A 25,907-nucleotide genomic window follows, 5' to 3' on the forward strand; every position below is an offset into this window, starting at 1 on the left:
GTCCGGACCCATCCGGCGGACCCGTCCGGACCCGTCCGGACCAGCGGAAATCCACCTTGCCACTTGCTGCATCGCCGGGTGATACTCCCTGTCCCCCCACACCACTTCGTCATGTCCGTTTCCCGTGGGGGGATCGCCCGATGGGCACCACTCTGCGTGCACTGCGCGCCGTCATTCTGCTCGCCGGCTTCTATCTGCTCGGCTTCGTTCTGCTGGCCGCGCTGGCCGGAATCGACTACGCGCTGTACCTGTGGGCGCCGACCGCGGCCGCCGCCAAGCTTTACGTCGTCTCCGTCCTGCTCGCCATCCCCGTCGTGCGGGGACTGTTCATGCTGCGCACGCCCAAGGACGAGGGCATGGCGGGGCTGCGCGTCACCGAGGCCGACGAGCCCCGGCTGTGGGCGACGGTCCGTGAACTGGCGGAGCAGGTGGGCACCCGCGCGCCCACCGAGATCGTGCTCACCGGCGATGTCAACGCGGCAGTGACCGAGGACGCCCGCTTCCTGGGCCTGCTGGCGGGCCCCCGCCGCCTCTACCTCGGCGTACCGCTGATGCAGGGCCTCAGCGAGGGCCAGCTGAAGGCCGTGCTCGCCCACGAGCTGGGCCACTTCTCGAACTCCGACACCCGGCTCGCCGCCCTCACCTGGCGCGGGCGCACCCAGGTGGTGCGCACCATCGCCCACTTCGAGGAGCGGGCCGCAAGGACGCGGGCCAAGGAGCAGGCCCGCCAGGAGAAGAAGAACGCCAAGGCCGTCGCCAAGGGCAAGAAGGCCAAGGACGTCGAGACGGGAGCCGCCGGGATCACGTACCGGATGATGGCGAAGATCTACACGGCGTACGCCAAGCTCTACTTCCGCGCCACGCTCGCCGGTTCCCGCCGGCAGGAATACGCCGCCGACGCGGCCGCCGCCCGGATCGCGGGCCGCGACGCCACCGCCGCCGCACTCCGCGAGATCCCGGCGCTCGACGCCGCACACGACTTCTACATGGGGCGCTACGCGACGCTGGGCGCCGGTGCCCGGCTGCTGCCGCCGCGCGGCGAGGTGTTCGGCGGCTTCGGCCGGATGCTGACCGCCCGTGAACTCGAACTCGTCCCGATGCGTGCCGACCTCCCCACCGAGCCCGTATCGCCCTACGACTCGCACCCGCCCATCGCGGAGCGCGTCCGCCGGATCGAGGCCCTGCCCGACGACGGCCGCACCGACGAGGCGCCGGGCGCGGCGCTCGGGCTGCTCGCGGACCCGGACCGCACGGTTGCCGACCTCGAAGAGGCCGTGCTCGTGCCGGACGTCCTCACCTTCCGGCGCACGGCCGACTGGCAGGAGCTCCTGGACGGCTCGATGGCGGCGCAGCTGACCGCGCTCGACACCCCGGTGCACCGGGCGCTCGCGATGTACACCCAGGAGCGGCCGACCCTGGCCACGCTGCTGAAGGTGATCGACGACGGACAGCTGTGGAAGGTGGCGCAGCGACTGCCGCTGTCGGACGAGGCGGCGGCCGCGAAGGGGCGCGCCTTCCGGGAGTTCGTACGCCCCTCCCTGCGCAAGGCGCTGAGCAGCATGGCCCTCGCCGAACTCGGCGCGCACGACCGGCTCCGCTGGGAGTTCTCGTGGTCGGAGGCGGCGACGGTGCACCTGCCGAAGAACGCCGACGGCACGGACGCCGACCTGGACGCGGCCGTGGCCGCGGCGGTCGCGGACGTACCGGACACGGCGCCGCTGCGCGCCCTCCTCTCGCCTGTCCGGGAGGGCTGAGCCGTGATGATCGTGCTCTGGGTCGTCCTGACCCCCATCGTCCTCGGGCTGCTGGCGCTCGGGATCTGGTTTCTGAAGGCCATCGTCCAGGGCGCCCTCGAAGGCTGGCGCGGCGAGCTTCCGTACGAACTACCGGACGAGGCCGCCGCGCTCGGACTGCTTCCGCCCGAGCGGCAGAACACCGAGCAGGCGGGGCCGGAACCGGCCCCTCTGACGGCTGCGCTGGCCTCTGCCGTGGCCGGGAACTGGAAGCCCGCCGCAGCCCTCCTGGAGGAGACCGGCCGGAGCTGGGAAGCCCGTTCCTACGTCTGCGGGCGCCTGGCCGAGAACGCCGCCGAGGACGACACCTGGCTCCTCGCCTGGGAGGCCGCCCACCCCGGCGACCCGGACGCCGCGACGGTGCGGGCGCGCAGCACCGTGTTCCTGGCCTGGAGGATCCGCGGCGGCAAGCGCGCGCAGTACACGACCGGCGAGCAGTTCGAGGGCTTCCACCGCACCCTGGCCTCCTCCCGCGAGGAGACGGCCCGCGCCGCGGCGCTCGCCCCGCAGGACCCGACCCCGTACGTCGGCGCGATCTGGACCGCGCTCGGGCTCGGCCACCCGCACGCCGAGATGGACAGGATCTGGACGCAGGTCACCTCGCGTGCCCCGCACCACTACGAGGCGCACTACGCGGCGCTGCAGTACTGGTGCGCGAAGTGGCGCGGCTCGGAGCAGCCGGCCCGCGACTTCGCCGCCCGCGCGGCCGCCGACGCGCCCTTGGGCACCCTGCTCAAGGTCCTCCCGCTCATCGCCCACTTCGAGCACGACGAATCGGACGACACGGCGGTCGACAACACCCCCGAGATGCACGCCCTCGTCGACGCCGCCCTGGCCGACGCGGCCGCGGCCGACCCCGACCACCCGCGCCTGCCCGAGGTCCGCCACCTGCTGGCGTACTACCTGACGCTGCAGAGCCGCCACGAGGCGGCGCTGGAGCAGTACCGGCTGGTGGACGGCTGCATCGGCGCGCTGCCGTGGCGGTACAGGTCGGACCCCGCGGAGAGCTACTGCAGACAGCGTGACGAGGCTGTGCTCGGAGCCGCGCAGGCCGAGCAGGCCACGCAGGCGCGCTGACCACCCATCACCTGTCGCCCATCGCACCCACTCCCTCCCCCCACTCCCCCACTCTCCCGCTCCCCCGCTCCCCCTCTCCATTGCCCCTTCTTGACCCCATCCGAGGACCCTCCATGCCCCGCCTGATCCCCCTGATCGTCATCGCCATAGCCGTCTACGTCTTCGTGAAGAACCGCCGCAAGGCCAAGTCCGCCGCACCCGCCTCCCCGAACCTCAGGACGGACCAGCGCTCCGTCGAACTCGGCCTCGTCCCCGCAGCGCACATCGACGGCGAGAACGCCGGCCCGCGCGCCCCCGAACTCACCGCCGCCCTGGCCGCCGCCCGCGCCGGCGACTGGGAGTCCCCGGCCGCGCTGGTCGCCTCTGCCGGCAAGGACTGGGAGCTGCGCAACCTGTACGTCGCCGAGCTCGCCGACGTGGCCGCCGACGAGGACGCCTGGCTCCTCGCCTGGGAGGCGGCGCGCCCGGACGACGCGGACGCCGCTGTCGTACGCGCCAAGAGCACGGTCTTCCTCGCCGGCACCGTGCGCGGCAGCGCCGTGGCCAAGGAGACCAGCCAGGAACAGTTCGACGGCTTCCACCGGCTGATGCTGCGCGCCCGGACCGAGGTGGCACGCGCCCGAGAGCTCGCCCCGGACGACGACCCGACACCCGCCATCTGTGAGATCTGGCCCGCCGTGGCCCTGCGCTACCCGCACGACGACATGCGCGAGCTCTTCGCGGAGATCACCGCGCGCGCCCCGTACCACTACTCGGCGCACTACAGCGCCCTCCAGTACTGGTGCCGGAAGTGGCGCGGCTCGGTCGAGCTCGCCACGGAGTTCGCCGCGAACGCCGCCGCGTCCGCGCCCCTCGGCAGCCTGCTCCACGCGCTCCCCCTGATCTGCTGGTACGAGCACGAGAGCTTCGGCCACACATCGCGCGGTTACCGCACACCCGAGGTGTCGGCCCTGGTCGACGCCCTGGCGGCCGACGTGGCGGCGGCCGACCCCGGCCACCCGCGGCTGCGCGAAGTACGGCTGCTGCTCACCTGGTACCTGGTGGAGCTGCGCCGCTACCCGGAGGCACTGGAGCAGTTCCGCCTCGTGGACGGCTACGCGGGTGCGTTCCCGTGGGACTACTCCTCGGACCCGGTGGGGCGCTACGTGGCGGCCCGGGAGCTGACCGTGCGCAACGCCGGCTGACCCGGCCGCCGGCCCGGCCGCCGACCCGGCGGAGGAATCCCTGGCGGGGTCCGTACGTTCCTGTGTACGGACCCCACACCCCGAGGAGCCCCGCATGTTCCTGTCCCGCCGCGTCCCCGAGCTGCCCACCCCGGAGCAGGCCCTCCGCGGCCGCGAAACCCCGGCCTTCGACGTCCCCGCCCGCCACACGGCCCTCGGCAACCCCCTCCTGGGCCCGTACCCGGAGGGCCTCGAGGTCGCGGACTTCGGCCTGGGCTGTTTCTGGGGCGCGGAGCGCAAGTTCTGGCAGACCCCGGGCGTCTGGACCACTTTGGTCGGCTACCAGGGCGGCCACACCCCGAACCCGACGTACGACGAGGTCTGCTCCGGCCTGACGGCTCACACGGAAGCGGTCCGCGTCGTCTTCGACCCCAGCGTCGTCCCGTACGAGCAGCTCCTCAAGCTGTTCTGGGAGTCCCACAACCCCACCCAGGGCTTCCGCCAGGGCAACGACGTCGGCACCCAGTACCGCTCGGCGATCTACACCCACTCCGCCGCGCAGGCGGCGGCCGCGGAGTCCTCCCGCGAGGCCTACCAGAAGGTCCTCACGGGCGCCGGCCACGGGACGATCACCACGGAAATCCTCCCTGCGGAGGGCCGCACCTTCTACGCCGCCGAGGCGTATCACCAGCAGTACCTGGACAAGAACCCTGGCGGGTACTGCGGGATCGGCGGGACGGGCGTCAAGCTGAGTACCCCGTTCGAGACCAACTGGGGCGCGTCCTGCCCCACCGGTATCGCTCCGGCACCGGATGCGGCGGACAAGTAGCCCGGCTCCAGGCCGACGGACGCTCTGACCACGTATCCGTCATTCGGAACAAGGAGGCGGAGTGTCGTACACGCGTGCGACACTCCGCCTCATGCTGGGTATCACCGATCTGCCGACGTATCTCGCAGGACTGGTCCTGATCGTTCTTCTTCCCGGGCCGAACTCGCTGTACGTGCTCTCGGTCGCCGCGCGCCGTGGTGTGCGCACCGGATACAAGGCCGCTGCAGGTGTGTGGTGCGGTGACACCGTGCTGATGGTGCTGTCCGCGGCGGGCGTCGCCTCGCTCCTCCAGGCCAATGCCCTGCTCTTCGCCGTGGTGAAATTCGCCGGCGCGGGCTATTTGACCTGGCTGGCGATCGGGATGCTGCGGGCCGCCTGGTCGATGTGGCGTTCGCGCCGGGAGCTGACCGCCGCGCCCGACGAAGCGTCGTCCCGCGCCTCCGATGAACGGCCGTTCCGCCGGGCCCTGGTGATCAGCCTGTTCAACCCGAAGGCGATCCTGTTCTTCATCGCCTTCTTCGTGCAGTTCGTGGATCCGGCGTACCCGTACCCGGCAGTGTCCTTCGCGGTGCTCGGCGGCCTCGCCCAGCTGGCGAGCTTCCTCTACCTCACACTGCTGATCTTCACCGGCACCCACCTCGCGGCCGCCTTCCGCCGCCGCAAACGACTGTCAGCGGCCGCCACGTCCGCGGCGGGCGCCCTGTTCCTGGGCTTCGCGGTGAAGCTGTCACTGGGCAGCCCATGACGTGCCGCGTCCTCGCCCGACGCGGCTCTTCTGCTGTGCAGCTGAATCCCTACCGGGAACGGGCCACATGGCAGCGCGGGATCGGGGTCGCGAAGGCGGAGGGGTAAGCGCCGGCGTCACCCACACCCGTCTGTACGCCGGCCGACGCCCATGGAAACTCCACCGCCATGCTCACCGTCCTTCTCATCCAGGCGTGAGGGGCATCTCAGTGGGTCGCTGACCGCGTATGGCAAGGTATGCCGACGACTCACGCCGGCCGGGCCTCGCGAGGGAGTCCGGCCCGGCCGCTTTCCGGGCACCGGGACCCTGCGGCGGCGCCCCGGGAGCCGGAGTGTTCGCATGTCAGACGGGAGCGTCCCGTACTGATCACGCCCGACCTTTCAGGAGTACCACCCATGAACGGGAAGCGCCGCCGCCTTCTCTTGGCCGCCATCGACCCCATGCTCGAGCCCGGTGAGCAGGTCGAGGTGGCGACCATCGTGAATCTGAGTTCCGTCTCCGTCCGCCGGACGGCGGTGTTCGCGGCAGCCTCGGCGATCATGAGCGGCGGCGCAATGTCCGTGATCCCGACGCCGACCCCCATGTACTTGGCGATGACCGACCGTCGCATCTTCGTCTTCCGGGCGAACCCGACGTTCGCCCGGCCGGAGGAACACCTGATGACGATCCCGCGCGCCGGTCTCGTCCGCACGGAGATCAAGGAGCGCATCCTCAACTCGTCCTTTGTCGTCTCCTCCGGGGACAGCGAGAAGGGCCTGAAGATCATCTTCCCGCTGATCGGCCGCAAGGACCGGGACGCGATAGCGGCCGCCTTGCCCGTGGCCGGCTGACTGCCGCAGGACCGGGCAGGAGTCGAGTGACGGGGTGACGTGGACGGGACGGTTCGCCGCCGCCCCGTCGCGTCCCCCGGCACCGCAGCGGCTTCCTGCAGCTCTACGGGGCGTACAAAAAATCAATGGCCGTTCGAACCGGCCGGCCGCACCCTGTACGCCATGGAAGCACCGCAACGCGGGATCCGTGCGACCTACACGGCATCCACGATCACTGTCTACCAGGCATACACTCCGGAAATCGGCCTGCCTGCCGCCCGTGAGGCCCGTTTCCCCACCATGTGGAAACGGGACCGGATGACGTGGATCAAGCCGTCGTTCCTGTGGATGATGTATCGCTGCGGCTGGGGGACGAAGGCTGGTCAGGAGACCGTCCTGGCTGTCGAGATCACGCGCGACGGTTTCGAATGGGCGTTGCGCAACGCGTGCCTGTCGAGCTACGTACACGGAGTGCATCCCGACCTCCGCACCTGGCAACGCCAACTGAAGCAGGCCCCGACCCGCGTGCAGTGGGACCCCGAGCGGGATCTGCACATGCGCCCGCTGTCGTACCGCTCCCTGCAACTTGGGCTGTCCGGTGAGGCCGTACGACGCTATGCGGACGAGTGGGTGGTCTCCATCAGCGATGTGACTCGACTCGCACGCGAGATCCACACACTCGTGAGCCGGGGCGAACTGGACTCCGCGGCACGCCTGCTGCCCCAGGAGCGTCCATATCCCGCCGAAGAGGACCTACTGTCCCACCTGCGTCACTGACCCGGGCAAGCGCAACGAACGGCCGGCTGTCGACCGCGGGTCAACCGCTGCGCGGAGGACTCCACAGGCGACCGTCCGGTCCTACGGCGGAGTCGCAGGCGTCGCAGAGCGTCAGCTCGATCGGGCGCGAGTCGCGGAGGCCTCCGGCCTCTCCGCAGCGTTCGCACACGGTTGCGCTGAGCCGACGGAACCGCTGCACCAGCTCACCCAGCCGGGCAGATTCGGCCACTGTCCAGTCGCCGCCGGGCTTCTTCCACGGGCGAGGGTGTGCCTGGAATGCGAGGACTGCCCACTTCTGCTTCACCGCCAGAAGCTCGTAGTCGGGGAATTCCGCCACGACCGCTTCATGGCACAGCAGTACCAGGGGCAGCCAGCCAGGCCCTACGGCAAAGCCATACGAGGGGTCGCGGAAGTGGCGGCGGACCTGTGCCAGTTCTGCATCTGGGTCAGGGACGGGGCGTGGCTCGGGACGGCTGCTCACCGGGCTGCTCCGTTCTGGTCGGATCCGCCGCCGGGGGCCCTGGGGCCCGGGTGCGGCGGAAGGCCGTGATGAGGTTCCACGCGGCAACGAGGAGGAGGAGGCCGGTTCCGGCCGGGATCAGGGAGGTGCCGGCGCCCAGGGCCACCACCGTCATCTGCATCCGTCTCTCGGACCTGGTCGTCCCATTCCGCATCCTCTTCGTGTGCCCCGCACCGTCCCCATGTGCCTGGACGGCGCAGCGTACAGCCCTCGCCCAGGCACTCCTCCCCGGGCCGGAATCGAGTTGACCGGGTCGGACCGAGCCCGCTTGCATGGTCGCCCAAGGTGCGGGGGTTTCCGTCCAGTCCGGGGGTGCGCATGGGTGCCGGAAAGATGCACGCCGACGAGGTCGACACCGATGTGTCTCTCGTGCGGCGGTTGCTCGCCGGTCAGTTTCCGCAGTGGGCGGGGCTTCCCGTCGAGGCGGTCGACTCCGCCGGGACGGTCAACGCCGTCTACAGGCTCGGCGAGGACATGGCCGTACGACTCCCTCGCATCGCCGGCGGCGCCGAGGACGTGGACCGGGAGCAGCGATGGCTGCCGCGCCTCGCCCCGTTGCTTCCGGTTGCCATTCCCGTCCCGATCGGGATGGGCAGGCCCGCCGAGGGCTACCCCTGGCCCTGGTCCGTCTACTCCTGGCTCGACGGCCAGAACCCGACCGTCGACCGCACGGACCGCACGGACCGCACGGAGCGCACGGAGCGCACGGAGCGCACGGAGCGCAACGACCGCGTGACCGACCGGGAAAGGCTCGCGAAGGACCTCGCGGCGTTCGTCGTCGCTCTGCAGCGGATCGATCCGGCGGACGGGCCGCCCGCGTATCGCCACGAGCCCCTGGCGGTACGTGACGCCGCGACGCGCGACGCGATCGAGAAGCTGCACGGAGTCGTCGACACCGCCTCGGCGACCGCCGCGTGGGAGGCGGCCCTGCGGGCGCCCGAGTGGCAGGGCCGGGCCGTATGGGTGCACGCAGATCTGTCACCGGGAAATGTGCTGGTCAGCGGTGGCCGGCTGACGGCGATCATCGACTTCGGGTGCGTGGGGGTCGGCGAGCCCGCAGTCGACCTGATCGCCGCGTGGAGCCTGCTGAACGCCGATGCGAGGGACGTCTTCCGCATCGCCGTGGGCGCCGATGACGCGACCTGGGCGCGCGGGTGCGGCTGGGCGCTGTCGATCGCGCTCCTCGAGCTTTCGTACTACCGGATCACGAACCCGGCGATGGCTGCCACCGCACGCCACGTGATCCACGAAGTGCTCTCCGACCACGAGAACGGTCGCGTGGCGAAGGTGAGTTGAACCGGGTCACCGACCTCACCGACGTGTGGTCCGCGCGAGCGGCCGAGGTGGGCGGGCCCCAGCTGTCGCGGTGCGGCCCCGCGCGTGCGGCGGCTCGATCCGGACGTGCCGGACTACTCCATCACCGTGGATCCCGTCTGCCTCGCCCCTGAGCCAGGGCGCTCGCGCCCGCACGTCGACAGGCTGCACCAGCGGCGGCGGCCGCCCTCGTCGAGGAAGAGCCAGCCGCAGTCCGAGCTGGGGCAGGTGCGGATCGTGAAGCGGCGCGGATCCGCGAGGAGTTCGGCGGCGGTACGGGCGGTCGCGAGAGCGGGGAGGCGAAGGCCGGCGGACGGGGGCAGGCGCCAGTGGCCGAGGCCGTCGTCGGTGCGGGTGAAGACCGAGAGCCGGGCGGCGTCCTGGGCGAGGGCCGCCACGGCCTTGAAGGCGCGGGCGTCGTCCGGGTCGGTCAGGCAGGCGTACAGGTGGGTACGGAACTCGCGGGCCTCGTCCAGCGCGGCGGCCGCCTCGTCGGGGTGCTGCTGGGCCTGTCGGCGCAGGCGGGTGACGTCGTGGTCGTCCGCCAGGTTCATGTGACCGGCCCATACGGCGAGGGTCTCGTAGCGGCGCAGCCAGTCCGAGCCGGGTATCCGCGCGTGGCGCTCGCCCCAGCCGGCGTATGTGTTGCAGAACTCCAGTGCCGGATTGCCGCTCGTGCTCCACGGCAGCCACTCGTCGTCGACCCGCACCGCGTACAGGGGCGCCGGTGGCCTGTCCAGCCGGGGGTCGCCGTGCAGGATGCGGTCGTGGAGTGTCGTCAGCTCGGTGCCCGGCTCGATGCCCAGCCCGTCCACCAGGGCCTTTCGGGTGTGCCGGTAGAGCTGGAGGGCGTCGGCCCGGCGGCCGCTGCGGTAGAGGGCGGTCATCTGGGCGGCGACGAGCCGTTCGCGCTCCGGACGCTCCTGGGCCATCGGGGTCAGATCCGCCAGGACCCGTTCGTGCAGGCCCATGGTGAGCTGGGCCTCGGCTCGCTGCTCAAGGGCGGACATGCGCAGTTCGGAGAGTGCGCCGCCGAGCCGCTCGCGCAGCCCGTCGTCCGCCACGTCGGCGAGCAGCGGACCGCGCCACAGCGCCAGGGCCCGGTCGTAACAGCGCAGCCGCTCCCCGGGATCCCCGACAGCGGCCGCACGCTGGACGAGGGTGCGGAACTCATGAGCGTCCGTCACATGTCCGTCGTGGTGCACGGAATAGCCGTCGTGCCGCGTCGCGATGTGGAGCCCGTGCGGTGCGAGGCCGGCGCGCAGTCTTCCGATGTACGTGTGGACGGTGCCGCGGGCCGAGTGGGGCGCCGCCCCGTCCCACAGCAGATCCACGATGCGGGCGGTCGTCACGACGCTCCCCGCGTCGAGCAGCAGGATCGACAGCAGGCACCGCTCCTGGCGGCGGCTGCCCAACAGGATCGGCTGTCCCTCGTGGCGGGCCTCGAACGGACCGAGCAGCTTGAACTCCATGGCGGGTGTCAGCCTAACCATGGCCGCGGTGCGGACGTGGTGAGAGTGTGGTCAGCGGCCGCGGTGAGGCTGAGGTCGCTGAGGTCCTTGTCGTCCTCAGAGCCCACCTCACCAGGGAGCATCCATGCGACGTACCACTGTTGCGCTGTCGGCGCTCGCCGCCGTCCTCCTCAGCGCGGCACCCGCCTCGGCCGCCACCGCCTCCACAGCCGCCGCCACTGTCACGCCTCCGGGCTGGGAGCCGGCGCCCTCGGCTCCCTGGAGCGTGCCCGCGGGTGCGCGGTGCGACTTCCCCGTCGACGGCGAGCCCGTCGTCGACGAGGTCGTGCGGCGCGTGCTGGAGAGGAGTCCCGACGGCTCCGCGAAGCGCGTCGCGTACACGGGGGATCTGGTCGTACGGGTCACGAACACCGATACCGGCACCTCCTACGACGCGGACGCGAGCGGCACGGCCGTCGTCGAGTACCGGGCCGACGGGTCGCAGTTCTGGTCCGTGCTCGGGCCCGTACTCGTCGGATTCAGGGAGGGCGGGGGCACGCTGGCGCGCGGGCTGTACGTCATCGACGGGGCGTACACCATGGAGATCAGCGCCACCGGGTACAAGACCGTGACCATGGCGCACGGCACCGTCGACGATCTCTGCGCCCGCATCGACTGACGCCCGTGTCCGCGGACCCTGCCCCCGCACCAGCACGCCCGGGTGCGGGGTGCGCGGGTATGGGCGGGGGCAGACCATGGACCTATGCGCATCCACAAGGTCCGCCCCGACATCGGCGTCCTGAGCGACAGCCTGCCGGTGCCGGGGATCGGGTATCTGTCCGTCAACGCCTTCGTGCTGCTCGCCGCGCAGCCCGTCGTCGTCGACACCGGGCTCGGGCTGCCCGACAGGGACTTTCTGGAAGCGCTCGGGTCCGTGCTGGACCCCGCCGATGTGCGGTGGATCTGGCTGACGCACCCGGACCGTGACCACACCGGTGGGATCTTCGATCTGCTCGCCGCGGCGCCCGAGGCCCGTGTCGTATGTACGTTCGGGACGGCTGCATACATGTCGGCCGAGCGGCCGCTCCCGTTCGACCGGCTGCACCTGCTGAACCCGGGCCAGTCCCTGGACGTCGGCGACAGGACGCTCACGGCCTTCCGGCCGCCGCTCTACGACAACCCCACGACCATCGCCTTCTTCGACGACCGGTCGGGGGCGTGCTTCAGCTCCGACTGTTTCGGCGGGCCCATGCCCAGCGTGGACCTCGCGGAGGCCGACGACGTGGGCGAGGTCGACGCCGAGGATCTGCAGGCCACACAGATGCTGTGGGCCACGGTGTACAGCCCGTGGCTGGAGAACATCGATCCCGGGAAGTTCCTCGGCACCTTCCAGCCGATACGGGACCGGAACCCCGGCCTCATCCTCTCCGCCCATCTGCCGCCGGCCCCGGGCGTCACGGCCCACATGCTCGACACGCTGGGCGCGGCGGCGGGCGCGTCGCCGTGGGTGGGGCCGGACCAGGCGGCCCTGTGGCTGATGCGCTCCGGGTTCGAGCCGGACGGAGACGAGGAGGACGAGGACGCGGACGCGGACCAGGAGTACGACGCGCAGTGAAACGGGCCTACCGGGGAACGCCCGGCGGCTCACCGGCGAAGGCTGCAACTACGGTGCGAAGCCGATGACCCGTTCCGGGATGATCCGCACGATGACACGGACCTCCTCCGGCTTCTCCGCGGGCGGGTCGATGCCGAGGTACTTGTGCGAGAGCTCGTACGGGAGCGTCTTGTCCGGGTCGTCGACGAGCTCGGCCGTGGTGCCGTCCAGCAGGGTACGGACGTTCTCGTCGAACGTGACCGGCATGGCTCGGGCTCCAACTCGTCTGCGGGACCTGTGACATGGAGGGCGTGGCGCCCCTGAGTGCGTCAACCCCGGGCCGGGGACACCCATTCCCGTCCCGCCGGACCCCGGCCGCAACCCGAACGGTCACGCCGCGTTCTGCTGCACCTCCCTGAGGCGCGCGGCGGTCTCGGCGGCCTCATACCCCGGTGGAACGCCGTCGATGAGGATGACGTCGCCCCTCAGGTGCCGGGTGCGCAGCGGGGCGAGCTCCTGGTAGGCCTCGGAGTCGTACCAGCCGCGGGCTGCGTCCATCGAGGGGAAGCCGATGATCACGAGCGCAGCGGGCCACTCCCCCTCGCGCACGTCACGCTGCGGGGCGCCGTGCACGAGGAAGCGGCCGCCGTAGGGGTCCAGGGTGGCCTGGATGCGTTCCATGTAGGTGAAGACCTCGTCGTCGAGGCGGGCCGGGGGAAACAGGTTGGCGATGGCGTATGCGCTCATGCCCCGATCGTGCCCCCGGCCCACCCGGCCGGTCGATTACCTCGGAGGTCGTACTCCTGGAGCCGCCGGGTTGAGCCGGATCGCCGTGACCCGGATCGCCGTGACCCGGATCGTCGTGGCTCAGATCGTCGAGATGTCGATCACGAAGCGGTACCGGACGTCACTCGCCAGCACCCGCTCGTACGCCTCGTTGATCTGGTCGGCCCGGATCACCTCGATCTCCGCGCCCAGCCCGTGCTCGGCGCAGAAGTCGAGCATCTCCTGGGTCTCCGGGAGGCCGCCGATGCCCGACCCGGCGAGCGTCTTGCGCCCGCCGATCAGGGAGAAGAGGTTCAGCGACACGGGCTCCTCGGGGGCACCCACGTTCACCAGAGCCCCGTCCGTCTTCAGCAGGCCGAGGTACTTGTCCAGCGGGAGCGGTGCGGAGACCGTGTTGACGATCAGGTCGAGGGTGCCCGCGAGGGCCTCGAACGTCGCCTCGTTGCCGGTCGCGTAGTAGTGGTCGGCGCCCAACCGCAGTCCGTCGTCCTTCTTGCGCAGCGTCTGCGACAGCACGGTCACCTCGGCGCCCAGCGCGTGCGCGATCTTGACGCCCATGTGGCCGAGGCCGCCGAGGCCGACGATGGCGACCTTCTTGCCGGGGCCGGCGTTCCAGTGCCGCAGCGGGGAGTAGGTCGTGATCCCGGCGCACAGCAGCGGCGCGGCCTCGTCCAGGGACAGCCCGTCGGGGATGTGCACGGTGAAGGCCTCGTCCACGACGATGTGCGTGGAGTAGCCGCCGTAGGTCGGCTCCCCGTTCTTGTCGAGGCCGTTGTACGTGAAGACGCCGCCGCCCGTGCAGTACTGCTCGAGCCCGGCCTTGCAGTTGTCGCACTCACGGCAGGAGTCGACGAGGCAGCCGACGCCGACCCGGTCGCCGACGGCGAACTTGGTGACGCCCGGGCCCACCTCCGTGACGATGCCGGCGATCTCGTGGCCGGGGACCATCGGGAAGATGCCCTCGCCCCAGCCGTTGCGGGCCTGGTGGATGTCGGAGTGGCAGATGCCGGCGTACTTGATGTCGATCAGCACGTCGTGGTCGCCGACCGCCCGGCGCGGAACGGTGGTGCGCTCCAGCGGGGCGCCGGCAGCGGGGGCTGCGTATGCGGGGACAGTGGAAGCTTGTGTGGTCATGGCGTCCAGCGTGCTCGGGTTTCCGCCGGCCACCCAGGTCTCTGTCGTTCGTACGTCCGCCGTGCCTACTACCAGCAGGGTCAGGCTCGACCGCGTCCTTCCGGATGCGGAACGGAATACTTGAGGGTATGGACCAGCGCGTCGAACTCAGCGAATTCCTGCACACGCGGCGGGCCCGGCTGAAGCCGGAGGACGTGGGCCTGCCCTCGTTCGGCCGCCATCGCCGGGTGCCCGGGCTGCGCCGCGAGGAGCTGGCGCAGCTGGCGGGCGTGTCCGTCGCGTACTACACCCGGCTGGAGCAGGGCCACGGTCAGAACGTGTCCATCGAGGTACTCGACTCGATCGCCCGGGCCCTGCGTCTGTCGGACACGGAGCGCGACCATCTGGTCCATCTCGCGAAGCCGAACCAGAAGAAGAAGAAAAGGGCGGCGCGAACGGCGCAGAAGGTGCGGCCGCAGCTCCAGATGCTGATCGACGCGATGGACGGGGTGCCCGCCTTCCTCATCGGGCGGCGGATGGACATCCTGGGCTGGAACCGGATGGCGCGGGCGCTGCTCGGCGACTTCGCGGGGATGGCACCGGAGGAGCGGAACATGGCGCGGCTGGTGTTCCTCGACCCGGGCGCACGCGATCTGTACGTCGACTGGGACGGCAAGGCGGTCGAGGTGGTGAGTGTGCTGAGGCTGTGCGCGGGCTGCTTCCCGGACGATCCGCAACTGGCGGCGCTGATCGGCGAACTGTCGGTCAAGAGCGACGAGTTCCGCACACTGTGGGCGGCGCACACGGTGCTGGAGAAGGGACACGGCACGAAACGGCTGCGCCATCCGCTGGTGGGCGAACTGACCCTGTCCTACGAGACGTTGAGGCTGCCGGACGACGACGACCTGTCCCTGGTGACATACCACGCGGAGCCGGGGACGGCGTCGGCGGAGTCGCTGGGGCTGCTGGCGCAGTGGGGAGTGGACGAGGCGGCCGCGATCGACCGGCGTTGAACCGCGTCGCCATGACGGGCGCTGCCATGACGGGCGTTGATACAACCGGCGTTGTACGAGCGGTGGTCATACGACGACGGCGGCTCCCGGGGTGTCCCGGTAGCCGCCGTCGTCGTGTCGCGCGCGTCAGACCGCGGAGCCGGCCTTCCACTGCGCCCAGCTCAGGTTCCAGCCGTTGAGGCCGTTGTCGGGGGAGATCGTCCTGTCCTTGGAGTTCTTGACGATCACGACGTCACCGACGATCGAGTTGTCGAAGAGCCAGGCGGCCGGCTGGTTCGGGTCGCCCGCGCCCTTGACGTCGTTCAGACCGACACAGCCGTGGCTGGTGTTGGCGCTGCCGAAGATCGAGTCGGCGCCCCAGTAGTTGCCGTGGATGAAGGTGCCCGACGTGGACAGCCGCATGGCGTGCGGGACGTCCTTGATGTCGTACTCGCCCTTGCCGTCGTCGTCCGTGAAGCCGACGGTGGCGCCGTTCATCCGGGTCTCCTTGAACTTCTCGGAGATCACCATCTGACCGTTGTAGGTCGGGTTCTCGGGGGAGCCGGCGGAGATCGGGATGGTCCTGATCGTCTTGCCGTCCTGGGTGACCTTCATGGTCTTGGTGGCGGCGTCGACGGTGGAGACCTGGTTGCGGCCGATGGTGAAGGTGACCGTCTTCTGCTGGACGCCGAAGACGCCGTCGGCGCCCTCGACGCCGTCGAGGTCCAGCTTCAGCGTGACGGAGGAGCCCTCCTGCCAGTACTGCTCGGGGCGGAAGTCGAGCCGCTGGGAGTTGAACCAGTGGCCGACGACCTCCTGGCCGCTGCTGCTGGAGACGGTGATGCCGGACTGGACGGCCTTGCGGTCCGTGATCGCCTTGTTGAAGTTGATCGAGACCGGCATGCCGACGCCGACCGTGGAGCCGTCCTCGGGCGTGAAGTTCCCGATGAAGCTGTTCGCGGGCGAGACGGTCGTGAAGGACGCGTTCTCGTGCGCCTCGCGGCCCTTGGAGTCCTTGGCGGTGGCGGCGATCTTGTAGGTGGTCGCGCGCTCCAGCTGGCCGTCGGGCTGCCAGCTCTTGCCGTCCGCGGCGAGCGTGCCCTTGACGGCCTCGCCGGCGGCCGTGGTCATGGTGACCTCGGTGAGCGTGCCGGCACTGACGGTGACCTTGGCGTCCTTGTTGATGGAGGTGTTGGTCGCGCCGTTCTTGGGCGAGATGACTATTCGGGCGTCCGACGCGTCCTTCGCGGCCGCCTCGTCCACCTGCTCCTGTGACTTCTTCGAGCTCTCGGCGGAGGCACCCGAGTCGGCACTGCTACTGCTGCAGCCGGTGAGCACCAGCACGCCGCCGAGCATTGCGGACGCGGCCATGAGCCTCTTGCGCCGCTTGCTGTCCGTCATCACACGCTTCTCCATCGTTGCCGATTCCCTGCCAACTCTTTCAAGAAGACCCAGAAAGGTCCGTCCGGTTCCACATCTGAGGAAAGATGTGGGCAACACCACTGATCGACGCGTATCCGGGGGCGCCGGTTCCCGCTCAGGGGAACCGGATTGCACGACCGGTCCTCCCAAGAGATGCACGGATGCGAACGGGCCCCGGTTCGCGGTGCGGCGATCCCGGGCCCGTTGCGCTGCGGCCACGGCGTGTTACGACCGTGTGCTGCCACCTTCGTCCTCGTCCTCGTCCTCGACGCCCTCATCCTCCTCGTCGAGATCCCACTCCTCGGCATCGGGGTCGTAGTCGATCTGCTCGCAGCTCCAGGACGCCTGGGCGAGCTCGATCCCGGGGACCTCGCTGACCAGATCGAAGGGGTCGATGAGATAGGCGAGCGCCTCGGCGGAGTCCTCGTACACGGCGGAGCGGGCGTGGGTGCGCTCGCCGTCGGGCATGTAGTCGTCCCCCTCGACGCGCTCCAGCGCGGCGCCGGTCAGGGCTTCCGGTTCCGCGACCTCGAGTACCAATTCGACGTGTAGGCGCACATAGCGTGATGTCTCAGAAGTGGTCATACGACGGAGCGTAGGCCCCGTGGCACCCGGGCTTTCCTGCGACCCGCTGCTTTCACTAGCATCGCGGCAGCATCACCGCAGACGGCCAATTAGCCGTTGTCACAAGGGGGATCGATTCCGTGTCCGTCGCTCGCCGCCCGCTGCTGACCGCTACCGCGGCAGGCACCCTGCTCTGCGCGCTGTGGTTCGTCCCCTCGGCGAACGCGACGGCTGACGCCGAGGGGGCCGGACAGTCTTCCGGAACTTCCGCTTCCGCCTCTGCAGCCGAGTCCGCGGCCGAGTCCGCGGCCGGCTCCGCATCCGCTGCCGCGTCCCGGCAGGGCGGCTCCGAGGAGCTGCGCCTCGCCGAGACGGGCAGCGTGGACACGACGCCGTACCTGATCGGCGGCGTGACCTTCCTGGGCATCGGCGCGGGGTTCGTGACCTTCGCCGTGCGCCAGGGCGCGCGTATCTACTGAGCGCGCGTATCTACTGACCGTACGCAGCGATCACGCCAGCGGGCCGGTCACCGGCTCCACGGCCGCGACGAGCTCTCCGTCCCGTACGAACGCCTCCGCGGCCGCGAGATCGGGCGCGAGGAAGCGGTCCGGGCCGGGGCCCTCGACGCCCGCCGCGCGCAGCGCCGCGATGGCCGCCTGCGAAGCGGGGGCCGGGGTGAGGCCGCGCCGCAGCTCGATCGCGCGGGTCGAGGCGTACAGCTCCACCGCGATGATCCGGGTGAGGTTGCCGACGGCCGTGCGCAGCTTGCGGGCGGCCGACCAGCCCATGGAGACGTGGTCCTCCTGCATGGCGGAGGACGGGATGGAGTCGGCGGAGGCCGGGACGGCCAGCCGCTTCATCTCGCTCACCAGCGCGGCCTGCGTGTACTGGGCGATCATCAGACCCGAGTCGACGCCGGCGTCGTCGGCGAGGAAGGGCGGCAGGCCGTGGGAGCGGTTCTTGTCGAGGAGCCGGTCGGTGCGGCGCTCGGCGATGGACCCGAGGTCGGCGGCGGCGATGGCGAGGAAGTCCAGGACGTACGCGACGGGGGCGCCGTGGAAGTTGCCGTTGGACTCGACGCGTCCGTCGGGGAGCACGACCGGGTTGTCGACGGCGGAGGCGAGCTCACGCTCGGCGACGAGCAGGGCGTGCGCCAGGGTGTCGCGTCCGGCGCCCGCGACCTGGGGCGCGCAGCGCACCGAGTACGCGTCCTGGACGCGGGGCGCCTCCTCCTCCTGGAAGTGGCCGGTGAGCTCGGAGCCCTTGAGCACGGCGCTCATGTTGGCGGCGGAGGCGGCCTGGCCGGGGTGGGGGCGGATGGCATGCAGTTCGGGGGCGAGGACCTTGTCCGTACCGAGCAGCGCCTCCAGCGAGAGGGCGGCGGTGATGTCGGCGGAGGTGTAGAGCTGCTTCAGGTCGGCGATGGCCATGATCAGCATGCCGAGCATGCCGTCGGTGCCGTTGAGGAGGGCGAGGCCCTCCTTCTCGCGCAGCTCGACGGGAGCGATGCCATGGGCGGCGAGGAGCTCGCCGGCGGGGCGGACGGTGCCGTCGGGGCCCTCCGCGTCGCCCTCCCCCATGAGCGTCAGCGCGCAGTGGGACAGCGGGGCGAGGTCGCCGGAGCAGCCGAGCGAGCCGTACTCGTGGACGACGGGGGTGATCCCGGCGTTGAGCACGTCCGCCATGGTCTGCGCGACCTCGGGGCGTACACCGGTGTGCCCGGAGGCCACGGTCTTCAGTCGCAGGAACATCAGCGCGCGGACGACCTCGCGCTCGACGCGCGGGCCCATGCCGGCGGCGTGCGACCGCACGATGTTGCGCTGGAGCTGGGCGCGCAGCTCATGACCGATGTGCCGGGTCGCGAGCGCACCGAACCCGGTCGACACCCCGTACACCGGCTCGGGCTTCGCGGCCAGCGCGTCCACGATCCCGCGCGCGGCGGCGAGCGCGGTGAGGGCGTCCTCGGAGAGCTCGATGCGGGCGTTGCCGCGGGCGACGGCGATGACATCCTCGACGGTGGTCCCGGATGTCCCCACCACGACAGTGTGCATATCCATATTCAGCACCCTACGGATTGAATCCCTTTCTGTCACCACCCCTCGGCGGAGGGACTCCTTACACCGGCCCGGGGGCGTGCGCCGTGGGTGCCGCCCCCGTCATGGGTGACGCGCGTCGCGGAAGCGGCGGCGGTCCTGCGGGGTGGACGGCGGGGTGTCCGCGAGGGAGAGGACCGTCTCGTCGCGCCCCGCCACCACCGGCCCACGCGACCTCGCCGCCTTCGCGCGGTACTGCGCCGCGTCCGCGAGACGGAAGAGCCGGCGGGCGGACCGTACGGCACCGATGGGGTCGCCCGTCGATGCGACACCGCACGCCACGCCCTCACCCAGTTTCAACTCACCCGCCCGCTCGCAGAGTTCGTCCGCGACCTTCACCACCTCGTCCGCCGTCGGCCCCACCGTCAGCAGACAGAACTCGTCACCGCCGAGCCGCGCCGCCAGCGCCCCCGGCAGCATCGCGCCGCACAGCGACAACACCGAGCCGAATCGCTCCAGCAGGCGGTCGCCCGTCGCATGGCCAAGCGTGTCGTTGACCCGTTTCAGGCCGTTCAGGTCGCAGACCACCAGCGAGACCACCGCCCCGTCCGCCCGGTACCGCTCGATCGCCTCGTCGAGCCGTACGTCGACGGCGCGCCGGTTCGCGAGCCCGGTCAGCGGGTCCGTGAAGGCGAGTCGCCGCACCTCCTCCAGGCGCTCCTGCTGCGCGATCCCCGCCGCCACGACCGACGCCAGCACCGTCGCGAAGTCCGCGTCGTCCCGGTCGAACACGGGCTGCCCCACCGCCCTGGCCACGTACAGCTCGCCCCACGCCCGCCCGTGCAGCACGATCGGCGCGACGACGCAGCAGCCCCGCCCCCGCTGCCGCAGCGCGTCGACGCGCTGGTGGCTGTACCCGTGTTCGCCGGTGGCCGGGCCTTCCGCCGTCTCGACCCACGCGCGCGGCGCACCGCCCCCCGCCCACTGCTCGTGCAGAAATTCCGTGATCTCCGGGAAGCGGTACACGGGATACGTTTCCCCGTCCGGAAACTCCTCCTCGTCCGCGGCCCTTTCCCCCGCGTTGACGAGCACCTTCAGCCGGCCGTGGTCCCGCTCCCAGACCGACAGCGCGGCAAAGCTCCCGGTCAGCGCGGAGCACGCGCCCATCGCGGCCGCCCGCCACGACTCCCGCGGAGTGTGCGCGGCGGCCATCGACTGTGCGAGCGCCACAACGGCTCGCAGTCGCACATCCTCACCCATCACCCCAGCTTAGGGACAATTGAGGCAATATCACTCCCCGGGCCACTCCGGCTTGCGCTTCTCGTTGAAGGCCGCGACACCCTCGGCCCGGTCGCCCGAGAACGCCACCGACCGCCACGCCGCGTCCTCGACCTCCAGACCGGCCCGCAGGTCGAGACCGTGCCCGAGCCGCAGCGCCCGCTTGGCCGCCCGCAGGCCCACCGGGGAGTTGGCCGCGATCGTCTCCGCCATGGCCAGGGCGCGCTCGCGGTCACGGCCGGCCGCCACCAGTTCGTCCACCAGGCCCAGGGCCCTCGCCTCCGGACCCTCCACCCGACGCGCCGAGAAGATCAGCTCCGCGGCCCGCGCCGCACCCACCCGACGCGGCAGCAGCTGCGTACCGCCGCCGCCGGGGATGACGCCCACCGAGACCTCCGGCAGGCCCACCACGGCCGTGTCGTCGGCCACGATCAGATCGCAGGCGAGCGCCAGCTCGAACCCGCCGCCCAGCGCGAAGCCGTGCACCGCCGCGATCGTCGGCATCGGGAGCTCCAGCACCCCGGTGTACGCCGCACGGGCGGTCGGCCGCTGCCGCACCAACTCCGCGTCCGTGAAGGAGTTCCGCTCCTTGAGGTCGGCGCCCACGCAGAAGGCCCGCTCGTTCGAGGACGTCAGCACGGTCACCCGTACCGTCGAGTCCGCCGACAGGGCCTCGCACGCCGCGCCGATCGACCGCGCCATGTCCGTGGAGACCGCGTTCATCGCCTTGGGCCGGTCGAGTACGAGTTCCGCGACGTGCCCGTCCCCATGGCGGCGTACGACGACGAACTCCCCGAAGCGCTGCTCGGACATGATCAAAGCCTCCCGGTGGGTTAACGGTGGTTCACCGGGAGGATCCTAGGTCCTGTCCGGTCGATCAGGCCGGATCAGTGAGCGGGGTCTGGTGCCGTACATCGCAAGGCGGAGGAGGAAATCGACGCGGTGGGGGCACCTCCCGTGCCCGAAGGGCTACGGGGGAGTCGGTGACCGACGACAACGCAGCGAGGTGCGGTGCCAGGGCACGCGAGCCCGGCAAGATCGGCCGGACAGGACCTAGGTGGACCGCCTCGTCAGCAGCCAGGGCTCCACCACACCGAGCCCGCGCACGGGCCGCTGCCACATGGGCTGCAGCGCGAAGCGGTACTTCGGCAGGGAGGCCGGCTCCTCGCCGTTCTTCTCGGCCTCGGCAGCCTCCTCGGCCGCCTGCGCCTCCGACACCGGCGCGTCGCCCGTGCGCGACAGCTCCTCCGCGAAGGCCCCGTCCACCAGCACCGCGTCCTTCGGCGCTATCGAGGTGAGCCGGCTCGCCAGGTTCACCGTCGTCCCGAAGACATCGCCCATCCGGGTCGTGACCGTCCCGAACGCGATACCGACCCGCAGCGCCGGCATCGACTCGTCGTGCGTCATCGTCTCGATCAGCCGCAGCGCGATCTCCGCCGCCGTACCCGCGTCGTCCGCCGCGTACAGCACCTCGTCGCCGAGGGTCTTGATCAGCCGGCCGCCGTGCGCGGCGACCAGGTCCGCGCAGGTCGTCTCGAACGACTCGACCAGCTCGCCGAGCTCCTCCTCCTCCAGCCGGCGGGTCAGCCGTGTGAAGCCGACGAGGTCCGCGAAGCCGACAGCGAGCCGCCGGTCGACCATCTCCTCGTCGTCCGCGGCCTGGACGACCCGGCCGGTCGCGGCGGCGAGCTGGCGCCGCCAGACGTACACAAGGAACTCCTCCAGCTCCGGCAGCAGCAGCTCGACCAGGGGATACGTGACCTCGGTACGGGTCATCCCCGGCTCCGGCGGCTCGGTCAGGCCCTCCAGGAAGGAGTCGATCTGCCACTCGGCGAGCCGTGCCGTGGTCTGTCCCGTCGAGCGGGCCACCTGTACGGCCATGGGCTCGCTCAGCAGCCCGGCCTCGACAAGACCGGCGAGGCGGCGCAGGGCGAGGACGTCGGCCTCGGTGAGGGCCTTGGCCTGGCCGATGTCGGCGAAGCCCATGGCCCGCCAGAAGCGAGAGGCGAGATCCATGGAGACCCCGGCCGTGCGGGCGGCCTGGAAGGGGGTGTAGCGGCGGTCGGCGCCGAGGATCAGTTGCTCCAGGCGGATGGCGAGCGGGTCCTTGGTGGGCTCGGCCGTGTGGTCGACCTCGTGGTGCGGGGTCGGGTGCGAGTCCGACGACTGCTGTCTGCGTCCGCCCGATCCGCCGGAACCCCGGGAGCCACCGGCTCCACCCGAGGCCGCGAAGCCGCCGGGGCCACCCGATCCGCCCGAGCCGCCGGAGTCACCCTGACCGCTCGATCCGGCCGATCCGCCGGAACCCCGGGAGCCACCGGCTCCAACCGAGCCCGCGGAGCCACCGGCCCCATCTGAGCCCGCGGAGCCGCCGGGACCGCCCCATCCGCCCGAGCCGCCGGGACCGCCCGAGGACGCGCCAGACCCACCGGAGGATCCGGAAGCGCCCGCGCCGGAACCGGAAGTCGTGTCGTCGACGGTCACCGGCCGCCTCCTGCCCGTTCCCTGCGCACTGCCCTGCCGATCTGTCATGCCGTGCCGGTCCGCGCATGCCGCGAACCCCCGGCGCGGCCTCAACGATACGGCAGGTGTGCCCTAGCTCACGTCCCCGTGCCCTGGCCGGTCAGGGGGTGTCTTGTGGATCTTGCCGGGCTCGCGCGCCCCGGCAGGCTCCCCCGGAGTTCACGCCGGGGGTGCCGCCGGCCACGTTGTCGTCGGTCAACGACTCCCCGTAGCCGTTCGGGCACGGAGGTGCCCCCATCGCGTCGATTTCTCCCTGCCGCAGGCGGGCCCCACCTCGGCCTTGCAGCTGCGCGCACCCCCTGGCATCAGCCGCCCCGCGGCCGACCCCCTAGCCAGGTCCTGTCCGGTCGATCAGGCCGGATCAGCGAGCGGGGTCTGGTGCCAGGGCACGCGAGCCCGGCAAGATCGGCCGGACAGGGCCTAGCCGCCCGGGCGCAGGTGGACGATGTCGCCCGCCCCGATGGGGTGATCCTCGCCGTCCGGGGTGGTCAGCACCAGCCGTCCGTCGCCGTCTATGGCGACCGCCTCGCCGGTGAGCGTACGGCCGCCGGGCAGCTCGGCACGGACCGTGAGGCCCAGGGTCGAGCAGCCCGCCGCGTACGTCTCCTGGAGCCGCGAGAGATGCGGGTCGCCGTTCGCGGCGCACCACTCCCCGTACCAGTGCTCGAGCGAACGCAGCAGCGCCCTCAGCAGCGGGTCGCGGTCGGTGGAGACGGCATCGGCGAGGGCGAGGGAGCCCGCCCCGGGAACCGGCAGCTCGTCCTCGCGCAGAGTGACGTTGATGCCGATCCCGATGACGACGCCGTCGTTCCCGATGCGCTCGGCGAGGATGCCGCCGGTCTTGCGGTGCTCGCCGCCGACCTTGACCAGCAGGTCGTTCGGCCACTTGAGGGCGAAGTCGGTGCCCGCGGCGCGGGCCAGCCCGGTCGCGGCCGCGACACCGGTGAGCAGCGGCAGCCAGCCCCAGCGCTCGACCGGCACATCGGGCTTGAGCAGTACGGAGAGGAAGAGCCCGGAGCGCGCGGGCGCCGTCCAGTTGCGGTCGAGGCGACCGCGCCCCGCGGTCTGCTCCTCGGCGACGAGCACGGCGCCCTGGGGGAGCCCGGGGGCGTCGGCGGCTCGCGCCGCGAGGTCGGAGTTGGTGGAGCCGGTCGACTCGACGATGTCGAGCGAGGTCCACAGGCCGCCCGGACGCAGCAGGGCGCGGCGCAGCGCGGATGCGTTCAGCGGGGGCCGGTCGAGATCGGACCAGCGGCCTTCGGGATCGGCGGGAGGCGTCATGCCGCCCAGCTTGGCCTCTCCGACCCCGGAGACGCGAACCAGGGGGCGCGTCAGGCGGGGCGGGGGCGCGTGCGGCAGGGCAGGGAGAAAACCACGGCGCGTCACCCACGCAAGCGCACCCGGGTGTGGCAAACGCCGCACTGCCGAACCGTATCCGCGCCGATACGCTACGAGTCAGTAGCCACTACCCAACATCCCCCGTGACCAGGCAGGGAGCCGCATCGCGATGTCCGAGCCGGCAGAGCCCCAAAAGATCGACATCCACACCACCGCTGGCAAGCTCGCCGATTTCCAGCGCCGCATCGACGAGGCGACGCACGCGGGCTCCTCGCGCGCGGTCGAGAAGCAGCATGCCAAGGGCAAGCTGACGGCCCGTGAGCGCATCGAACTGCTCCTGGACGAGGGGTCGTTCGTCGAGCTGGACGAGTTCGCCCGGCACCGCTCCACCGATTTCGGCATGGAGAAGAACCGCCCGTACGGCGATGGAGTGGTCACCGGCTACGGCACGGTCGACGGCCGCCCCGTCGCGGTGTTCTCCCAGGACTTCACGGTCCTCGGCGGCTCCCTGGGCGAGGTCTTCGGCCAGAAGATCATGAAGGTGATGGACTTCGCGCTGAAGACCGGCTGCCCGGTCGTCGGCATCAACGACTCCGGCGGCGCCCGCATCCAGGAGGGCGTCATGGCCCTCGGCATGTACGGCGAGATCTTCCGCCGCAACACCCACGCCTCCGGTGTGATCCCGCAGATCTCGCTGATCGTCGGCCCGTGCGCGGGCGGCGCGGTCTACTCCCCCGCGATCACCGACTTCACGGTGATGGTCGACCAGACCTCGCACATGTTCATCACCGGACCCGACGTCATCAAGACGGTCACCGGTGAGGACGTGGGCTTCGAGGAGCTGGGCGGCGCCCGTACGCACAACACCACGTCCGGTGTCGCGCACCACATGGCGGGCGACGAGAAGGACGCGATCGACTACGTCAAGTCCCTCCTCTCGTACCTGCCGTCGAACAACCTGTCCGAGCCGCCGGCCTTCCCCGAGGAGGCCCTCCTCGACCTCACCGACGAGGACCGCGAGCTGGACACGCTGATCCCGGACAGCGCCAACCAGCCGTACGACATGCACACGGTCATCGAGCATGTGCTGGACGACGGCGAATTCCTGGAGACGCAGGCGATGTTCGCGCCGAACATCCTCACGGGTTTCGGGCGCGTCGAGGGCTTCCCGGTCGGCATCGTCGCCAACCAGCCGATGCAGTTCGCGGGCTGTCTCGACATCAACGCGAGCGAGAAGGCCGCGCGCTTCGTGCGCACCTGCGACGCGTTCAACGTCCCGGTGCTGACCTTCGTGGACGTCCCCGGCTTCCTGCCGGGCGTGGACCAGGAGTACGGCGGCATCATCCGGCGCGGCGCCAAGCTGATCTACGCCTATGCGGAGGCGACCGTTCCGCTGATCACCGTGATCACGCGGAAGGCCTTCGGCGGCGCGTACGACGTCATGGGTTCCAAGCACCTCGGCGCCGATCTGAACCTCGCCTGGCCGACCGCGCAGATCGCGGTCATGGGCGCGCAGGGCGCGGTGAACATCCTGCACCGCCGCACGATCGCGGCCGCCGGTGACGCGGAGGCACAGGAAGCGGTCCGTGCCGAGCTGATCACGGAGTACGAGGACACCCTCCTCAACCCGTACATCGCGGCCGAGCGCGGCTACATCGACGCGGTGGTCATGCCGTCGGACACCCGCGCGCAGATCGTGAGGGGCCTGCGTCAGCTGCGGACGAAGCGGGAAAATCTTCCTCCGAAGAAGCACGGCAACATCCCCCTGTAACCCTCCGGACCGAGA

Annotated in this window: 25 protein-coding genes; 13 read left to right on the top strand and 12 right to left on the bottom strand. The window is 71.1% G+C overall.

Annotated elements, in window-relative coordinates; all coding sequences use genetic code 11:
* The first annotated feature begins 140 nt into the window (after nt 1–140).
* The 7 genes from ACWCXB_RS25230 to ACWCXB_RS25260 all read left to right on the top strand — a co-directional run bounded on the left by ACWCXB_RS25230 (nt 141) and on the right by ACWCXB_RS25260 (nt 7,193).
* Nucleotides 141–1,754, top strand: coding sequence for a M48 family metalloprotease (locus tag ACWCXB_RS25230; RefSeq protein WP_450725772.1), 1,614 nt, complete (start codon nt 141–143; stop codon nt 1,752–1,754).
* A gap of 6 nt (nt 1,755–1,760) precedes the next feature.
* Entirely contained in the window at nt 1,761–2,870 is a 1,110-nt protein-coding gene (locus ACWCXB_RS25235; protein ID WP_450725824.1) for a hypothetical protein, read from the top strand.
* A 113-nt stretch (nt 2,871–2,983) separates the two neighbouring features.
* Complete coding sequence (locus ACWCXB_RS25240) at nt 2,984–4,054, top strand: hypothetical protein (protein WP_450725773.1); 1,071 nt, start codon at nt 2,984–2,986, stop codon at nt 4,052–4,054.
* A gap of 94 nt (nt 4,055–4,148) precedes the next feature.
* Nucleotides 4,149–4,862 (top strand): peptide-methionine (S)-S-oxide reductase MsrA, encoded by a 714-nt coding sequence (msrA, locus tag ACWCXB_RS25245; protein ID WP_450725774.1) that lies wholly within the window; start codon nt 4,149–4,151, stop codon nt 4,860–4,862.
* Nucleotides 4,863–4,953: 91 nt separating this feature from the next.
* Nucleotides 4,954–5,607, top strand: a complete 654-nt coding sequence (leuE, locus tag ACWCXB_RS25250; protein WP_450725775.1) for a leucine efflux protein LeuE — start codon at nt 4,954–4,956, stop codon at nt 5,605–5,607.
* A gap of 395 nt (nt 5,608–6,002) precedes the next feature.
* Complete coding sequence (locus ACWCXB_RS25255; protein ID WP_450725777.1) at nt 6,003–6,437, top strand: hypothetical protein; 435 nt, start codon at nt 6,003–6,005, stop codon at nt 6,435–6,437.
* 162 nt (nt 6,438–6,599) lie between these two features.
* Nucleotides 6,600–7,193: a DUF4291 domain-containing protein gene (locus ACWCXB_RS25260; protein ID WP_450725779.1), complete on the top strand. Its 594-nt coding sequence runs from the start codon at nt 6,600–6,602 to the stop codon at nt 7,191–7,193.
* Between the two features lie 40 nt (nt 7,194–7,233).
* On the opposite strand, the gene ACWCXB_RS25265 is transcribed toward ACWCXB_RS25260, so the two are convergent.
* A complete protein-coding gene (locus ACWCXB_RS25265) occupies nt 7,234–7,530 on the bottom strand; it encodes a hypothetical protein (protein WP_450725781.1) in 297 nt (98 codons plus the stop codon).
* Between the two features lie 501 nt (nt 7,531–8,031).
* Between ACWCXB_RS25265 and ACWCXB_RS25270 the strand changes: the two genes are divergently transcribed.
* Nucleotides 8,032–9,009: an aminoglycoside phosphotransferase family protein gene (locus ACWCXB_RS25270; protein ID WP_450725783.1), complete on the top strand. Its 978-nt coding sequence runs from the start codon at nt 8,032–8,034 to the stop codon at nt 9,007–9,009.
* Between the two features lie 113 nt (nt 9,010–9,122).
* On the opposite strand, the gene ACWCXB_RS25275 is transcribed toward ACWCXB_RS25270, so the two are convergent.
* Nucleotides 9,123–10,499, bottom strand: a complete 1,377-nt coding sequence (locus tag ACWCXB_RS25275; protein WP_450725784.1) for a BTAD domain-containing putative transcriptional regulator — start codon at nt 10,497–10,499, stop codon at nt 9,123–9,125.
* Between the two features lie 124 nt (nt 10,500–10,623).
* Here ACWCXB_RS25275 and ACWCXB_RS25280 point away from each other — a divergent pair, with 124 nt between their 5' ends.
* Both ACWCXB_RS25280 and ACWCXB_RS25285 read left to right on the top strand, forming a co-directional pair.
* Nucleotides 10,624–11,157: a hypothetical protein gene (locus ACWCXB_RS25280; RefSeq protein ID WP_450725785.1), complete on the top strand. Its 534-nt coding sequence runs from the start codon at nt 10,624–10,626 to the stop codon at nt 11,155–11,157.
* An 84-nt stretch (nt 11,158–11,241) separates the two neighbouring features.
* Nucleotides 11,242–12,093 carry an MBL fold metallo-hydrolase gene (locus tag ACWCXB_RS25285; RefSeq protein WP_450725787.1) on the top strand — a complete coding sequence of 284 codons (852 nt, stop codon included), beginning with the start codon at nt 11,242–11,244 and terminating at the stop codon, nt 12,091–12,093.
* A 48-nt stretch (nt 12,094–12,141) separates the two neighbouring features.
* On the opposite strand, the gene ACWCXB_RS25290 is transcribed toward ACWCXB_RS25285, so the two are convergent.
* The 3 genes from ACWCXB_RS25290 to ACWCXB_RS25300 all read right to left on the bottom strand — a co-directional run bounded on the left by ACWCXB_RS25290 (nt 12,142) and on the right by ACWCXB_RS25300 (nt 13,992).
* A complete protein-coding gene (locus ACWCXB_RS25290; RefSeq protein WP_450725789.1) occupies nt 12,142–12,339 on the bottom strand; it encodes a hypothetical protein in 198 nt (65 codons plus the stop codon).
* A gap of 123 nt (nt 12,340–12,462) precedes the next feature.
* Nucleotides 12,463–12,819 (bottom strand): DUF1330 domain-containing protein, encoded by a 357-nt coding sequence (locus ACWCXB_RS25295; protein WP_450725790.1) that lies wholly within the window; start codon nt 12,817–12,819, stop codon nt 12,463–12,465.
* Nucleotides 12,820–12,939: 120 nt separating this feature from the next.
* Entirely contained in the window at nt 12,940–13,992 is a 1,053-nt protein-coding gene (locus tag ACWCXB_RS25300; protein WP_450725791.1) for an NAD(P)-dependent alcohol dehydrogenase, read from the bottom strand.
* A 128-nt stretch (nt 13,993–14,120) separates the two neighbouring features.
* Between ACWCXB_RS25300 and ACWCXB_RS25305 the strand changes: the two genes are divergently transcribed.
* Nucleotides 14,121–14,984 carry a helix-turn-helix transcriptional regulator gene (locus tag ACWCXB_RS25305; RefSeq protein WP_450725793.1) on the top strand — a complete coding sequence of 288 codons (864 nt, stop codon included), beginning with the start codon at nt 14,121–14,123 and terminating at the stop codon, nt 14,982–14,984.
* 126 nt (nt 14,985–15,110) lie between these two features.
* Here ACWCXB_RS25305 and ACWCXB_RS25310 read toward each other — a convergent pair whose 3' ends face one another.
* Both ACWCXB_RS25310 and ACWCXB_RS25315 read right to left on the bottom strand, forming a co-directional pair.
* Nucleotides 15,111–16,379, bottom strand: a complete 1,269-nt coding sequence (locus ACWCXB_RS25310; RefSeq protein ID WP_450725794.1) for a L,D-transpeptidase — start codon at nt 16,377–16,379, stop codon at nt 15,111–15,113.
* Between the two features lie 231 nt (nt 16,380–16,610).
* Entirely contained in the window at nt 16,611–16,970 is a 360-nt protein-coding gene (locus ACWCXB_RS25315; RefSeq protein WP_450725796.1) for a hypothetical protein, read from the bottom strand.
* Between the two features lie 119 nt (nt 16,971–17,089).
* Between ACWCXB_RS25315 and ACWCXB_RS25320 the strand changes: the two genes are divergently transcribed.
* Nucleotides 17,090–17,428, top strand: a complete 339-nt coding sequence (locus ACWCXB_RS25320) for a hypothetical protein (RefSeq protein ID WP_450725798.1) — start codon at nt 17,090–17,092, stop codon at nt 17,426–17,428.
* A gap of 30 nt (nt 17,429–17,458) precedes the next feature.
* On the opposite strand, the gene hutH is transcribed toward ACWCXB_RS25320, so the two are convergent.
* The 5 genes from hutH to ACWCXB_RS25345 form a co-directional block, all read right to left on the bottom strand.
* Nucleotides 17,459–19,000 (bottom strand): histidine ammonia-lyase, encoded by a 1,542-nt coding sequence (gene hutH, locus ACWCXB_RS25325; protein WP_450725825.1) that lies wholly within the window; start codon nt 18,998–19,000, stop codon nt 17,459–17,461.
* Nucleotides 19,001–19,105: 105 nt separating this feature from the next.
* Entirely contained in the window at nt 19,106–20,242 is a 1,137-nt protein-coding gene (locus ACWCXB_RS25330) for a diguanylate cyclase domain-containing protein (RefSeq protein WP_450725800.1), read from the bottom strand.
* A gap of 30 nt (nt 20,243–20,272) precedes the next feature.
* Nucleotides 20,273–21,073, bottom strand: a complete 801-nt coding sequence (locus tag ACWCXB_RS25335) for an enoyl-CoA hydratase/isomerase family protein (protein ID WP_450725802.1) — start codon at nt 21,071–21,073, stop codon at nt 20,273–20,275.
* 240 nt (nt 21,074–21,313) lie between these two features.
* On the bottom strand, nt 21,314–22,744 hold the full coding sequence (locus ACWCXB_RS25340) for an adenylate/guanylate cyclase domain-containing protein (protein ID WP_450725803.1): 1,431 nt from the start codon (nt 22,742–22,744) through the stop codon (nt 21,314–21,316).
* 459 nt (nt 22,745–23,203) lie between these two features.
* Nucleotides 23,204–24,064: a biotin--[acetyl-CoA-carboxylase] ligase gene (locus ACWCXB_RS25345; RefSeq protein WP_450725805.1), complete on the bottom strand. Its 861-nt coding sequence runs from the start codon at nt 24,062–24,064 to the stop codon at nt 23,204–23,206.
* 226 nt (nt 24,065–24,290) lie between these two features.
* Here ACWCXB_RS25345 and ACWCXB_RS25350 point away from each other — a divergent pair, with 226 nt between their 5' ends.
* Nucleotides 24,291–25,892, top strand: coding sequence for an acyl-CoA carboxylase subunit beta (locus tag ACWCXB_RS25350; RefSeq protein WP_450725807.1), 1,602 nt, complete (start codon nt 24,291–24,293; stop codon nt 25,890–25,892).
* The last annotated feature ends 15 nt before the right edge of the window (nt 25,893–25,907 follow it).

The sequence above is a fragment of the Streptomyces sp. NPDC001514 genome (genome assembly GCF_053597075.1).

Excerpts from the sequence above, each read along its gene's own strand:
- hutH (WP_450725825.1), bottom strand. The coding sequence starts at position 19,000 with ATGCACACTGTCGTGGTGGGGACATCCGGGACCACCGTCGAGGATGTC.
- ACWCXB_RS25300 (WP_450725791.1), bottom strand. The coding sequence starts at position 13,992 with ATGACCACACAAGCTTCCACTGTCCCCGCATACGCAGCCCCCGCTGCC.
- ACWCXB_RS25285 (WP_450725787.1), top strand. The coding sequence starts at position 11,242 with ATGCGCATCCACAAGGTCCGCCCCGACATCGGCGTCCTGAGCGACAGC.
- ACWCXB_RS25280 (WP_450725785.1), top strand. The coding sequence starts at position 10,624 with ATGCGACGTACCACTGTTGCGCTGTCGGCGCTCGCCGCCGTCCTCCTC.
- ACWCXB_RS25305 (WP_450725793.1), top strand. The coding sequence starts at position 14,121 with ATGGACCAGCGCGTCGAACTCAGCGAATTCCTGCACACGCGGCGGGCC.
- ACWCXB_RS25230 (WP_450725772.1), top strand. The coding sequence starts at position 141 with ATGGGCACCACTCTGCGTGCACTGCGCGCCGTCATTCTGCTCGCCGGC.
- msrA (WP_450725774.1), top strand. The coding sequence starts at position 4,149 with ATGTTCCTGTCCCGCCGCGTCCCCGAGCTGCCCACCCCGGAGCAGGCC.
- ACWCXB_RS25290 (WP_450725789.1), bottom strand. The coding sequence starts at position 12,339 with ATGCCGGTCACGTTCGACGAGAACGTCCGTACCCTGCTGGACGGCACC.
- ACWCXB_RS25330 (WP_450725800.1), bottom strand. The coding sequence starts at position 20,242 with ATGGGTGAGGATGTGCGACTGCGAGCCGTTGTGGCGCTCGCACAGTCG.
- ACWCXB_RS25270 (WP_450725783.1), top strand. The coding sequence starts at position 8,032 with ATGGGTGCCGGAAAGATGCACGCCGACGAGGTCGACACCGATGTGTCT.
- ACWCXB_RS25295 (WP_450725790.1), bottom strand. The coding sequence starts at position 12,819 with ATGAGCGCATACGCCATCGCCAACCTGTTTCCCCCGGCCCGCCTCGAC.
- ACWCXB_RS25310 (WP_450725794.1), bottom strand. The coding sequence starts at position 16,379 with ATGGAGAAGCGTGTGATGACGGACAGCAAGCGGCGCAAGAGGCTCATG.
- ACWCXB_RS25235 (WP_450725824.1), top strand. The coding sequence starts at position 1,761 with ATGATCGTGCTCTGGGTCGTCCTGACCCCCATCGTCCTCGGGCTGCTG.
- ACWCXB_RS25315 (WP_450725796.1), bottom strand. The coding sequence starts at position 16,970 with ATGACCACTTCTGAGACATCACGCTATGTGCGCCTACACGTCGAATTG.
- ACWCXB_RS25345 (WP_450725805.1), bottom strand. The coding sequence starts at position 24,064 with ATGACGCCTCCCGCCGATCCCGAAGGCCGCTGGTCCGATCTCGACCGG.
- ACWCXB_RS25275 (WP_450725784.1), bottom strand. The coding sequence starts at position 10,499 with ATGGAGTTCAAGCTGCTCGGTCCGTTCGAGGCCCGCCACGAGGGACAG.
- ACWCXB_RS25255 (WP_450725777.1), top strand. The coding sequence starts at position 6,003 with ATGAACGGGAAGCGCCGCCGCCTTCTCTTGGCCGCCATCGACCCCATG.
- ACWCXB_RS25240 (WP_450725773.1), top strand. The coding sequence starts at position 2,984 with ATGCCCCGCCTGATCCCCCTGATCGTCATCGCCATAGCCGTCTACGTC.
- ACWCXB_RS25350 (WP_450725807.1), top strand. The coding sequence starts at position 24,291 with ATGTCCGAGCCGGCAGAGCCCCAAAAGATCGACATCCACACCACCGCT.
- ACWCXB_RS25260 (WP_450725779.1), top strand. The coding sequence starts at position 6,600 with ATGGAAGCACCGCAACGCGGGATCCGTGCGACCTACACGGCATCCACG.
- leuE (WP_450725775.1), top strand. The coding sequence starts at position 4,954 with ATGCTGGGTATCACCGATCTGCCGACGTATCTCGCAGGACTGGTCCTG.
- ACWCXB_RS25335 (WP_450725802.1), bottom strand. The coding sequence starts at position 21,073 with ATGTCCGAGCAGCGCTTCGGGGAGTTCGTCGTCGTACGCCGCCATGGG.